Source organism: Sphingobium sp. 15-1 (assembly GCF_013375535.1).
Classification (GTDB): domain Bacteria; phylum Pseudomonadota; class Alphaproteobacteria; order Sphingomonadales; family Sphingomonadaceae; genus Sphingobium; species Sphingobium aromaticivastans.
On record NZ_JABXJG010000001.1, the window covers coordinates 1101732 to 1113193 of the forward strand.

Below are 11462 nucleotides of genomic sequence, written 5' to 3' on the forward strand. Positions count from 1 at the left end.
GGAGCGAGTGGATGGCGCGGCCACCCAGCCGACGCCCCGGGCACAACCGGAAGGCGCAATATAGCCTCTTCGCCTCTTATGTCGTGGCGATGACCGGCGCCGCCGTCGGCCTGCTTCTGGTCGTCGTCGCCATTTTCGATCCGACCGGCTTCGCCGCAATCCGCATTGCGACGGCGGAGGTGACGCGTCCGGGGTCCGTCACACTCAAGAATATGGTGAGCGGCGTCGCCTCCATCGATGAGGTGCTGGCCAGCTATTGGCAGGCGGGATCGCAAAATGTCGCGCTGCGCCGGCAGGTGGAGGCCGACCGCAACCGGATCATCGAGGCGAAGGCCGTGGCGCAGGAGAATCTGCGTCTCAAGAAGCTGCTGAAGCTGGTCGAGGATGACGGCAGCGAAGTGCTGACGGCGCGGCTGATCGCTTCTTCTTCCTCCAGCACCCGACGGTTCGCGCGGCTGAACGCCGGGCGCTGGCAGGGTGTGCGGCCGGGCATGCCGGTGCGTGCGCCTGAGGGACTGATCGGGCGCATCCATATCACCACGCCCAACACCGCCGAGGTGCTGCTGCTCACCGACACCAGCAATATCGTGCCGGTGCGGCGGGCGAATGACAGCGTGCCCGCTATATCCACCGGGCTTGGCGACGGGACGCTGGAGATCAGGGCGCTGGCGGCGGGGCGCAATCCCTTCAGGCCCGGCGACCTGCTGGTGACGTCGGGCATTGGCGGGGTCTATCAGCCCAATATCCCGGTCGCCGTGATCGTGCGGATCGAGGGCGAGATCGCCTATGGCGTGCCGCTCGCCAACCCATCGAAGGTCGACGCGGTGGTGGTGGAGCGCTCCTTCGAGGAGGCCGTCACGCGTCCAGAGGGCAATGGGCAGGTCGCGCCAGTGGAGCCGGAAGCTGCGGCCAACGCAACCATGGCCCCGGGTCCGCCATGATCGATCCGCATCTGCAGCATGTTCCGCGTCTTGGCCGGCATCCGTCCCATTTCCGGCTGGCCGGGACGCCGGTGATCACGGTGATGCTGGGATCGCTGGTGACAGCGCTGCCGGTGATCGCGCAGTCGCCCGTCATGCCGCCCTTCGGCCTGCTGCTGCTGCTGTCCTGGCGGTTGCTGCGGCCGGATTTGTGGCGCACCTGGATCGGCGTGCCGCTCGGCCTGTTCGATGACATTGCGAGCGGCCAGCCCATCGGGTCGGCCATGTGCCTGTGGACGATCACCCTGATCGGCATCGACGCGATCGAACATCGCATGGTCTGGCGCAGCTATCGGCAGGACTGGTTAATCGCGGCGGCCGCGATTATCTTCTGCATCGCCGGCGGCGTCTTCTTCGCGCGGATCACCGGCGGAGGAAGTATCAAACTCTTGCTGGTCGCGCCGCAAATGCTCTGGACGGTCCTGCTCTTTCCCTTTGTCGTCCGGCAATGCGCCCGGATCGACCGCTGGCGCGTGATGGCATGAAGCTGCCCCTGCTCAAGAAAAAGACCGTCACCGAAGCATCCCTGTCCTTCACCTTCACGCGCCGGGCGATGGTCGTGGGGGATTGCAGGGCACGATCGGCGCGATGCTGGTCGCCCGTATGGGTTGGATCAGCGTGGCGGAGAATGAGAAATATAATCTGCTGTCGGAAAGCAACCGGGTCAACCTGACGCTGATCCCGCCGCGGCGAGGGTGGATCATTGACCGCAACGGGCGGCCGCTGGCGAACAACCGGACCGATTTCCGCGTCGACCTGATCCCGGAGCGCGCGACCGATGCGGAAAATACCATCCGCAGCCTGGCCCATCTGCTGGCGCTGAGCGATGACGAGGTGGAGCGGATCAAGGAGGAGCTGGACAAGTCGGCAGGTTTCCGGCCGGTGCAGGTGGCGGAGAAGCTGACCTACGACCAGTTCGCCGCCGTCAGCGTGCGCCTGCCCGATCTGCCGGGGGTGTCGCCCAGCCAGGGCTTTTCGCGCAACTATCCGGCGGGCGCCACCGTCGGGCATCTGCTGGGCTATGTCGGCGCGGCGTCGGCCAAGGAATTTGAGGAGCGCAAGAACCCGCTGCTGATCACGCCGGGCTTCAAGGTCGGCAAGGACGGGCTGGAGCGATCCTTCGACAAGGAACTCACCGGCAAGCCCGGCGCCAAGCGGGTGGAGGTGACGGCGCGGGGCAAGATCGTGCGGGAACTGACCACGCGGCCCGATACGCCCGGCAATCCGATCAAGCTCACCATCGATGCAGGCCTGCAGGAATATGCCGGACGGCGGCTGGCGACGCAGAGCGGGTCGGTGGTGGTGATCGACTGCCATAATGGCGACGTGCTGGCCATGGCGTCGATGCCCAGTTTCGATCCCAACAGCTTTTCCGACGGCATCAGCCATCTGGAATGGGACATGCTGTCGAAGGACGACCATGTCCCGCTGCGCAACAAGACGTTGCAGGGCCTCTACCCGCCGGGATCGACGGTGAAGCCGATGGTGGCGCTGGCGCTGCTGGAAGCGGGGATTTCGCCCATGGACACGGTGAATTGCGCCGGCGCGATCCGGGTCGGCAACACGCTGTTCCACTGCCACAAGCGGCGCGGTCATGGTTCGCTCAACATGCGCGGCGCGATCGCGCAGAGCTGCGACATTTATTTCTACACCATGGCGCAGCGGATCGGCATGGACCGGATCGCCAGCATGGCCCGGCGCGTGGGCATGGGGCAGAAATTCGCCCTGCCCTTCCCCAGCCAGAGCTTCGGCACGGTACCGGACCCGGCGTGGAAGCTGAAGAAATACAACCAGAAATGGCAGGTCTACGACACGGTCAACGCGACTATCGGTCAGGGCTATATGCTGATCAACCCGCTGCAGATGGCGGTGATGGCGTCGCGGCTGGCGACGGGCAGGCAATTGATGCCGAACTTCATCTTCGGCGCGCAGCGGCCCGCTCCCGCGCCGGTCGGGGTGAATGAGGAGCATTTGGTGACCATCCGCGACGCGATGAGCGCGGTGGTGAATGGCGGCGGCACCGGCGGCGCGGCGCGCATTCCCCTGCCCGGCGTGATGATGGCGGGCAAGACCGGGACGGCGCAGGTCCGACGGATCACCATGGCGGAGCGCGGTGGCGGCGTGCGCAGCAACGCCTCCCTGCCCTTCAAGCTGCGCGACCATGCGCTGTTCCAGGGCTTCGCGCCGTTCGACAATCCGCGCTACGCCATTGCCTGCATCATCGAGCATGGCGGGCACGTCAACCGGATCGAGGACGCGCCGATGATCGCGGCCGACACCATGACCTATTTGTTCGATCAGGCGAAGGCGATGGAGAAGCTGGAGACGATCGAAAAGGATTGGGGCGGCCCCCCCGCCGAGCGAATGGCGCGGCAGATGGCAGCCTACCGGCTGGCCAAGGCGATCGAAAAGGGGGAGGTTCCGCCGCCCGCCGCGGCCAATGCGATGAATGCGGCGGAAGGAAGCAACGCTGCGGCGGCTGGGGCCACGCCGCAATCCCCCGCTCCTGCGACAGCCCCCGCTGATGCCGACGATGCGCCCCCGCCTGCGGACACGGCGCGATGAGCATCGTTCCAGAACCCTTGACCGAATTTCCCTGGCGTGTGCTGGGCATATTGCTCGCCATTGCAGGGTTCGGAACGCTGGTGTTGTACAGCGCCGCAGGGGGCAGCATCACCCCCTGGGCGATCAACCAGGGGGTGCGCTTCGTCGTCTTTGCCGGCATGGCGCTGGTGCTGAGCCGCATTCCGCTGCAGACCTTCGCCCGCTTCGCCTTTCCCGCTTATGGCATCGTGCTGGGTTCCCTGTTTCTGGTCGAGCTGATCGGCGGCGTCGCCGGGGGAAGCCAGCGATGGATCAACCTGGGCTTCATGCAATTGCAGCCTTCCGAATTCATGAAACCCGTCATCGTGCTGGCGGTCGCGCGTTTCTATGCCCTGCTGCCGGTGGGAGAGATAAGGCGCTGGAACGCCATTTGGCCAGCGCTGGTGCTGATCGGCGTGCCCTTCATGCTGGTGCTGGTGCAGCCCGACCTCGGCACCGCGACGATGATCGCGGCGGGCGGGGTGACGGTGATGTTCCTGGCGGGATTGCCGCTGCGGCTGTTCGTCGGATCGGGGCTGGCCTTCGCCGCCATCGTCCCCATCGCCTTCAGCTTCCTGCATGATTATCAGAAGAACCGCGTGCTGATCTTCATGGACCCCGAAAGCGATCCGCTGGGCGCGGGCTATCATATCAGCCAGTCGAAGATCGCCATCGGATCGGGAGGGATATTCGGCAAAGGCTTCCTGCAGGGCACGCAGAGCCATCTCGATTATCTGCCGGAGGGGCATACCGACTTCGTCTTCGCCACCATGGCGGAGGAATGGGGGCTGATGGGCGGCGTGCTGCTGATCGGCGCCTTCATGCTGCTGTTCCGCTGGGGGATCGGCGTGTCGATGCGAACGCAGGACAAATATGCGCGGCTGGTGGCGGCGGGGCTGACGACGACGATCTTCTTCTATGTCGCCATCAATCTGATGATGGTCATGGGCCTGGCGCCGGTGGTGGGCATTCCCCTGCCCTTCATGTCCTATGGCGGATCGTCGATGCTGACGGTCATGCTCTGCGTCGGCATCATCATGGCGATCGAACGGTCGGGGCGGCGGCGCCGGCGGCCGGGAAGTTGGGGCTGAAACGGGCCTGTTCGCAAAAATTTGCGCAGGGGAGCGATTTCCTGTTTGCAAAGTCCGACACGACTGCTACCAGCCCGCCCACGCCAAGGCGACGGCCCATCCGGGACTAGCCGAAAGCGGGTGTGGACGCATAGCTCAGTTGGTAGAGCAGCTGACTCTTAATCAGCGGGTCCTAGGTTCGAGCCCTAGTGCGTCCACCACATTTCCGCAGACCAAGGCATAGGCCGAAAGCGGGCGTGGACGCATAGCTCAGTTGGTAGAGCAGCTGACTCTTAATCAGCGGGTCCTAGGTTCGAGCCCTAGTGCGTCCACCATATATTCCGATAAAGCGAGAACTTGCCCTGCATGACGGGTTGGTCGGTTACGCCGCGTCATCTTGAGCCCCGTTTGCCTAACCCACTGCCTTTTCGTCGTCGGCCTTGAACGGGTCGAGTTGGGGCCGTACCGGGACCATGCCGCTGGGACGAAATTTCACCTCCGGATCGCAGCCCGCAAGCAGTTCGCCATGCTCCAGCACATAGCCCACCGGAATCTTGGGATTGTTGATGTCCTTGCCGCCGTCCGCGTGCCTCTTCGCCTCCTGCTTGGCGAACCAAGGCTCAAGCTGCCAGGGCTTCAGGAGGTGGACGCAGACCAGTTCGATGCCGCGATACATTGCGAATACCCAGTCGACCTGACGATATTTGGCAAGGATGACGGGGTTGAGATGATGATGCGTCGAAAAATTCCTGGTCAGGTCGAGATCCACTGACTTCAGTTCATATTCCAGACCCTGTTCGTCCACCGCATCATTGCCCTCCCGGCCAGGCAGAACGGTCAATCCCAAAGTGAGGATGACCTGCAACAGCTTTCCGCCATTGTCCTGGAATATGTCATTGATGCCATGCTGATTCGCCAGCGCCTGATATTCCCGGATCGCGGGCATCAACGCATCCATCCGGGCCTTGTCGGGATGTTCCTTCATTCCTCGCCCCCGGCGAGCAAAAGCGCGGCCGGAACCGCGAGGGCGGTAGCCAGCTTCCCGATATTGTCGAGCGAAATATTGCGTTCGCACCGCTCGACCGCACCCACGAACGTCCTGTGGAGACCCGCCCTATCCGCCAGCGCTTCCTGGCTAAGGCCTTGTCCTTTCGCAGCCTCCGTAGATTGTCTGCTAGGGTAGCGCGTAGAAGCGAATCGTCACTGTCCATGCTTGCGATGGACGGGAAATGATGCATTTACGTCTACAGCATATACGTAGCATATTGAAGGATCACCTGTGCCGCCATCGCTTGCCTATCGGACTGTTCACGGAGAAGCATGGTGCGGCGATTCACTCGATCTGCTGGAACGACTGGACGACGACAGCGTCAATCTGGTGATGACGAGCCCGCCCTTCGCCCTGCTCAGGAAGAAGGAATATGGGAATGCGGATCAGCATGACTATATCGATTGGCTCGTGCAGTTCGCGGCGCTGGTGCATCGCAAGCTGACACCCGACGGGAGCTTCGTCCTCGATCTCGGCGGCGCCTATCAGAAGGGCGTCCCGACCCGCAGCCTATACAATTTTCGCATCCCGATCCGCTTCTGCGACGATCTGGGCTTCTATCTTGCCCGAGGATTTCTACTGGTATAATCCCGCAAAGCTGCCCAGCCCGATCGAGTGGGTGAACAAGCGCAAGATCAGGGTCAAGGATGCCGTCAACACGGTCTGGTGGTTCAGCAAGACCGAATGGCCCAAAGCGGATGTCACCAAGGTTCTGGCGCCCTATAGCAACCGCATGAAGAAATTGCTGGCGGACCCGGAAGCCTTCTACAAGGCGAAGGATCGTCCGAGCGGGCATGACATCAGCATGGGCTTTGGCAAGGATAATGGCGGGGCCATCCCTTCCAATCTGTTGCAGATACCGAACACCGACAGCAACGGCGGATACCTTCGGGGTTGCAAGACTGTAGGTGCCAAAGGCCATCCCGCCCGCTTCCCTGCCAAGCTTCCGGAATTCTTCATCAAGATGCTGACCGAGCCGGGCGATCTGGTGGTCGATATTTTCGCCGGCTCCAATACCACCGGGCAGGTGGCCGAGTCACTCGGGCGTCGCTGGCAGGCTCATGAAGTCAGCCGGGAGTATCTCGCCGCATCGGCGTTTCGCTTTCTCGATTCTGCGGCGAGCAATGAAGAATTGAAGTCGATCCATACCGCCATCTGTGGCGGCGAGGAGGTTGACCTGCGCGGTCAGTTCGGGATTCTCGCGGCGGCGGCGGAGTAGAGCCGGGCGCGGACATGCCTATACCGGCAGGGCGGTGGTGAATTTCGTCATGGATAGCGCGAAGTGGGAGGCGGCGCCCGCGACCGATGGGTGTCCGAGCAGGGTCATCATCAGGAAGCGGTTATAATCCGCGACATCAGCCACCACGACGCGCAGCAGATAGTCCCATTCCCCCGACATCGAAAAGCATTCGACGATTTCCGGCCGGCCATCGACAAATTGTTCGAAGGCGCGGCGCGATTCCTGGGCGTGGCTGCGCATGCGGATGTTGCAAAGGACGTTGACGCCGCGCCCGACCTTCTCCGGATCGACCAGCCGAACCGTGCCGGCAAGGATGCCCGCGGTCTCCAGCGCCTTGATCCGGCGCCAGCAGGAGGCGCTGGACGCCCCCACCCGTTCGGCCAGATCGGCATGGCTGAGGGTGGCGTCTTCCTGCAAGGCCGCGACGATCTTCCGGTCTATGGCGTCCATCTGTCGATCCTGTTTCATGATCGGCAGGATAGTCGCCGTCTCCATTTCATCCAAGCGTCGATTCGAATGATCCAGCGTGGATGCTTTTATACCCCAAATCCGCTTTTCCTTTCCGGCCAGTCGAGCTATTCTGTCGGCAGGTCGCATCTTGAGGATTGGGCTGCCTATATGATCGACCTTTCTCCTCAACCGCAAGACAAGGGCAACGGCGCGAAGGCGGCGTCCGCCACGCCGCAACACGACCCGGTGCTTCACGATGCGGCGGAAAAGGAAAGCGGTCGGTCCTGGCGGCGGTTTCCGCAGGAGGACATGGAGGCTGCGATCCAGCTTCTGTCGCGTTGGGCAGGGCCTTTTGCGTTGATCGCCACACTAGTTTTGCTGGGCTGGTGGATAATTCACTGATCCTGCTCATGATTCGGAGCGGAAGGCGCCCGACAGGCTGACAGAGCCATCAAATGGAATGGCGGCGCATTTCAAGTCGTCGCGATTATGGGGCAGAGCGTCCTTTGAGACGAACGGATCATCGGAAAAGCGGGTCCGCGCACCCCAAGCGCGATTGTAAGCTCCCGCCATTTATGCCCTGCTGCTGCGCAACATAAATCAAAAAGCTGCGGATGTCTGATGGTTAACGCATTGCCGCCTGGCGGTGCTCAGTTTGACGTCAAGACATAAAAAGGGTTGCAGATGTCGAAAATTGATCTGGCGATCGAAGGTGTCCCCAGTCGCCAGCCCGCTACTGCCGCTGGGCAGCGGAATGCACGGCTATGGCTATGTCTGCTGCTGCTGGTCGCAGACATGGTGGCGCTCGCCACGGGCTTTGCTTTAGGGTTGCGCGCCGCCGGCCTGCCATGGCTGACGGATGGACAATGGCAGCCGCTGGCGGGCGGCATGATCGTTTATGCGGTCCTGGCTTTTCATAATCAGGCCTATAATCCCCATTGCCTGACGCGCATGACCCAGTCTTGCCGCAGCGCGACCATGGCCTTTGCAGGGACATTGCTGATCTTCCTGCTTGTCGTATTCTCGCTGAAGGCGACGGGACAATTGTCACGCCTGGGGATTTCGGCCGGAATCCTGTGCAGCGGGACTTTGCTCGTGCTGCAACGGCTGATGATCGTGCAGACGGTTCGCCGGAACTTTGCCGATGGACTGTTCGCGCAATTGCTGATCATCGACGACGGCATCATTCCTGACGACGTCAGCGGCATGGTGATCGTGGATGCGGGCGCGATCGGGCTTCGGGCCGACCTCGACGATCCCTACATGCTGCACCGGCTGGGGACGCTGCTGCGCGATTACGATCGCGCCGTGATCTCCTGCCCCGCCGATCGCAAGGCCGACTGGGCGCAGATGCTGAAGGGCGGCAATATATTGGGCGAGATCATCGTGCCGGAACTGGACCCGATGGCGCCGCTGGCCGTGCAGGCCTACCGCGGGACGCCGACCCTGGTGGTGTCGCGTGGGCCGCTCAACCTTGCCAATCGGGCGAAGAAGCGGTTGCTGGACATTGTTTTGACCGTGCCGGTGCTGATCGCGCTCGCGCCGCTGATGGCGGTCGTGGCGATCCTGATCAAGCTGGACTCGCCGGGGCCGATCTTCTTCAGGCAGGAACGGATCGGACGCGGCAACATGCTGTTCCATATCCTGAAATTCCGCAGCATGAAGGTGGAGCAGTGCGACAGCGCCGGCGCCACCTCGACGCAGCGGGACGATAACCGGATCACCCGGGTCGGCGCCTTCATCCGCAAGACCAGCATCGATGAACTGCCGCAGCTCATCAACGTGCTGCTGGGCGAGATGAGCCTGGTGGGGCCGCGTCCCCATGCGCTGGGCTCGACGGCGGAGGAGCAGCTCTTCTGGCAGGTGGACCGCCAATATTGGCATCGCCATGCGCTGAAGCCGGGGATTACCGGCCTGGCGCAGATCCGCGGGTTCCGCGGCGCGACAGAGACGCGGCGCGACATATTGAACCGCGTCGAGGCGGATCTGGAATATCTGCACGGCTGGAGCCTGATGCGCGATATTGCGATCCTGTTCGGGACGCTGAATGTGCTGGTGCATAAGAACGCTTATTGAGGCGTCGGGCGGGAGGTCGCGCATTTCCCCTCCACCGCCTGCGGCGGCCCCCCTCCCCACGCTTCGCGCAGGGAGGATTTCGAAGGAAGCGACTCGGGGAAGCGGCCAAGACGCGCGAGGGAGAAAAAGGTTCCGCGGGAAAATTGAAAATTGCGGCGAATTGTTGCCTCGAACATTTCGTCGCAGAAAATCTTATCCTGGATTAAGAGTCCGGCGCTAAGTGCCTGTCATATGCGACGAATCGATGTCAGCGCCCCCACCTTCCCAACTATTTGTTAACCGCAAAATCGGATATGACCGTCATCACCAAATGGGCGGCGGGAATATCGACGTGACGGAAGATTTTGCAGCGGTTGCAGTGGCACCTTCTCTGATCGAAACGGCAGAGGTTCGCCGGGATATTCCGGTGCGCGTCGATAGCGCCATTTTTGCCGATCGGGCGGAACAGGGCGTGCGGCTCTTGTCGCGCTGGGCCGGGATCATCGCCTTTGCCGGCACGGTGGCGGCGATCGTCTGGCTGGTCGTCTGAGCGGAATCGCTCAAGCCTCAAGCTTTCTCCCAGATTAACAGCTTCAGGGCGCGGCGGGATGGTCCCGACGCGCCCTCTTTTGCGATGAACTGAGCCGTTGTTTTGCCACGATAAGCTGCTTCTCAGGCGGTGGCGTTACGGTGAAATCCCTCTAGCATGCCCGGATTGCTGCAATGCAATAAGGGTCGAATATTGATAATATGCAATAAACCGCATTTGCGGCGCGTCTTTTCTGCGCCTTGCAAAAATGAATCCCAATGGACGCGCGCCTGGATGGTCGCTGCGTTAAGTGGTGCGTCAATTGTCGCGTCCGTTCCTACCGTTCTTCTCGCACAGGATGACGATGGAACGACTGTACAGAAACGCGTCCAGAATCCCGAAGAGGAAAAGCGGCTCAGGCAATATGGCCTGCACCTGACCGCCGGGCTCGATCTGCTGTATGACGACAATATCTATCGCGTGGACGACCGGGTAGAGAAGCCGACCGACGATCTGATCGTGACGCCCTCCCTGGAGGCGACCTATGGCCGGCCGATTGGGCGGCACGACATATTGCTGCGCGGCAAGATCGGCTATGACCGCTTCATTTCCGAAGGCCAGCGCAGCAAGCTGCGGCTGGATACGGAGGCGAAGGCAAATATCCGCTTCGGCGCCACCTGCCTGATCACGCCGCGCGCGGCCTATCGCCAGCAGCGGGCGGATTATGGCGACATCAACTCAGCGACGGAAAATCTCCAGAAATTCTCGACCATCGGCGCGGATTTCACCTGCGAGCGGCCCGGACTGTTCCCGGTGGCGAGCTATGAGCACGACACCACGCGCAACGCCGATCAGTTCGACTATGCCGACCAGACCAGCGACACGTTCATGGGTGGCGTCGGCTATGCCATGCCCAGCCTGGGCACGCTGACCGCTTATTATGAGCGGGTGAACAGCAAGCGCGACACGCTGGGGATAGAGAACCGGATCAACAGCTATGGCGTGCGATTCCAGCGCGCCGTGACGCCGATCACCCAGATCGACGCGGATGTCCGCTGGCTGGACGTCAACAGCGACAGCGCGGCGGTGGGCGGCTATAACGGGCTGGGCTGGAAAGTCAGCCTTTCCACCCAGGCCATTCCGCGCCTGAAGCTGACCGCCACGACCGAGCGGGCGATCATCAACGACAGCCTGATCGCCAGCGGCTTCGCCATCGACACCAGCTATCGCCTGCAAGGCGAATTCTCGATCTCCGAACTGACGTCGGCGGGGCTTTATGCCGAGTGGGACCGGCGCAAGTTCCGGCAGGATGCGGCGCTTCGTCCCTATTCGATCACGGCCGATCGCAATCGTCGATTCGGCGCCATGTTGACGAGGAAACTTTCGGACCGTTTCGATCTTACGCTCGATGCCCAACATTATATCCGCAGAACCGACACCAGCATATCCAATTATAGCGGCACGCAAGTGACGTTGGGTGCAGCTCTGCATTTCTAGATCCTCAACA

Annotated in this window: 12 protein-coding genes, 2 tRNA genes and 1 pseudogene; 12 read left to right on the forward strand and 3 right to left on the reverse strand. The window is 62.1% G+C overall.

The window, feature by feature from the left end; translation table 11 throughout:
• The first annotated feature begins 11 nt into the window (after positions 1–11).
• The 6 genes and pseudogenes from mreC to HUK72_RS05075 all read left to right on the forward strand — a co-directional run bounded on the left by mreC (position 12) and on the right by HUK72_RS05075 (position 4968).
• Positions 12–941: a rod shape-determining protein MreC gene (mreC, locus tag HUK72_RS05050; protein ID WP_176595810.1), complete on the forward strand. Its 930-nt coding sequence runs from the start codon at positions 12–14 to the stop codon at positions 939–941.
• Entirely contained in the window at positions 938–1465 is a 528-nt protein-coding gene (locus HUK72_RS05055; RefSeq protein ID WP_176595811.1) for a rod shape-determining protein MreD, read from the forward strand. The genes mreC and HUK72_RS05055 overlap by 4 nt, the downstream gene beginning before the upstream one ends.
• Positions 1462–3545: pseudogene (gene mrdA, locus HUK72_RS05060) on the forward strand (penicillin-binding protein 2). Before HUK72_RS05055 ends, mrdA begins: the two are co-directional and overlap by 4 nt.
• Positions 3542–4654: a rod shape-determining protein RodA gene (gene rodA / locus HUK72_RS05065; protein ID WP_176595812.1), complete on the forward strand. Its 1113-nt coding sequence runs from the start codon at positions 3542–3544 to the stop codon at positions 4652–4654. Before mrdA ends, rodA begins: the two are co-directional and overlap by 4 nt.
• Positions 4655–4778: 124 nt before the next feature.
• Positions 4779–4854 (forward strand) — tRNA-Lys (locus HUK72_RS05070).
• A 38-nt stretch (positions 4855–4892) separates the two neighbouring features.
• Positions 4893–4968, forward strand: a tRNA-Lys gene (locus HUK72_RS05075).
• Positions 4969–5045: 77 nt separating this feature from the next.
• Here HUK72_RS05075 and HUK72_RS05080 read toward each other — a convergent pair.
• Together HUK72_RS05080 and HUK72_RS27170 are read right to left on the reverse strand one after the other, a co-directional pair.
• On the reverse strand, positions 5046–5618 hold the full coding sequence (locus tag HUK72_RS05080; RefSeq protein WP_176595813.1) for a restriction endonuclease: 573 nt from the start codon (positions 5616–5618) through the stop codon (positions 5046–5048).
• Entirely contained in the window at positions 5615–5725 is a 111-nt protein-coding gene (locus tag HUK72_RS27170) for a hypothetical protein (RefSeq protein ID WP_336950361.1), read from the reverse strand. Before HUK72_RS27170 ends, HUK72_RS05080 begins: the two co-directional genes overlap by 4 nt.
• 187 nt (positions 5726–5912) lie before the next feature.
• On the opposite strand from HUK72_RS27170, the gene HUK72_RS27175 reads away from it, so the two are divergent.
• Both HUK72_RS27175 and HUK72_RS05090 read left to right on the forward strand, forming a co-directional pair.
• Positions 5913–6269, forward strand: a complete 357-nt coding sequence (locus HUK72_RS27175; protein ID WP_336950360.1) for a DNA methyltransferase — start codon at positions 5913–5915, stop codon at positions 6267–6269.
• On the forward strand, positions 6244–6900 hold the full coding sequence (locus HUK72_RS05090; RefSeq protein WP_255325623.1) for a site-specific DNA-methyltransferase: 657 nt from the start codon (positions 6244–6246) through the stop codon (positions 6898–6900). The genes HUK72_RS27175 and HUK72_RS05090 overlap by 26 nt, the downstream gene beginning before the upstream one ends.
• A gap of 18 nt (positions 6901–6918) precedes the next feature.
• On the opposite strand, the gene HUK72_RS05095 is transcribed toward HUK72_RS05090, so the two are convergent.
• The gene (locus HUK72_RS05095) at positions 6919–7416 is read right to left on the reverse strand and encodes an Lrp/AsnC family transcriptional regulator (protein WP_176595814.1); all 498 of its coding nucleotides are present in this window, start codon (positions 7414–7416) and stop codon (positions 6919–6921) included.
• A 123-nt stretch (positions 7417–7539) separates the two neighbouring features.
• Between HUK72_RS05095 and HUK72_RS05100 the strand changes: the two genes are divergently transcribed.
• The 4 genes from HUK72_RS05100 to HUK72_RS05115 all read left to right on the forward strand — a co-directional run bounded on the left by HUK72_RS05100 (position 7540) and on the right by HUK72_RS05115 (position 11452).
• Positions 7540–7773: a hypothetical protein gene (locus tag HUK72_RS05100; protein ID WP_176595815.1), complete on the forward strand. Its 234-nt coding sequence runs from the start codon at positions 7540–7542 to the stop codon at positions 7771–7773.
• Between the two features lie 282 nt (positions 7774–8055).
• Positions 8056–9447 carry a sugar transferase gene (locus HUK72_RS27590; RefSeq protein WP_304413927.1) on the forward strand — a complete coding sequence of 464 codons (1392 nt, stop codon included), beginning with the start codon at positions 8056–8058 and terminating at the stop codon, positions 9445–9447.
• A gap of 310 nt (positions 9448–9757) precedes the next feature.
• Positions 9758–9976, forward strand: coding sequence for a hypothetical protein (locus HUK72_RS05110; RefSeq protein WP_218036145.1), 219 nt, complete (start codon positions 9758–9760; stop codon positions 9974–9976).
• A 273-nt stretch (positions 9977–10249) separates the two neighbouring features.
• Positions 10250–11452 (forward strand): outer membrane beta-barrel protein, encoded by a 1203-nt coding sequence (locus tag HUK72_RS05115; RefSeq protein ID WP_218035909.1) that lies wholly within the window; start codon positions 10250–10252, stop codon positions 11450–11452.
• The last annotated feature ends 10 nt before the right edge of the window (positions 11453–11462 follow it).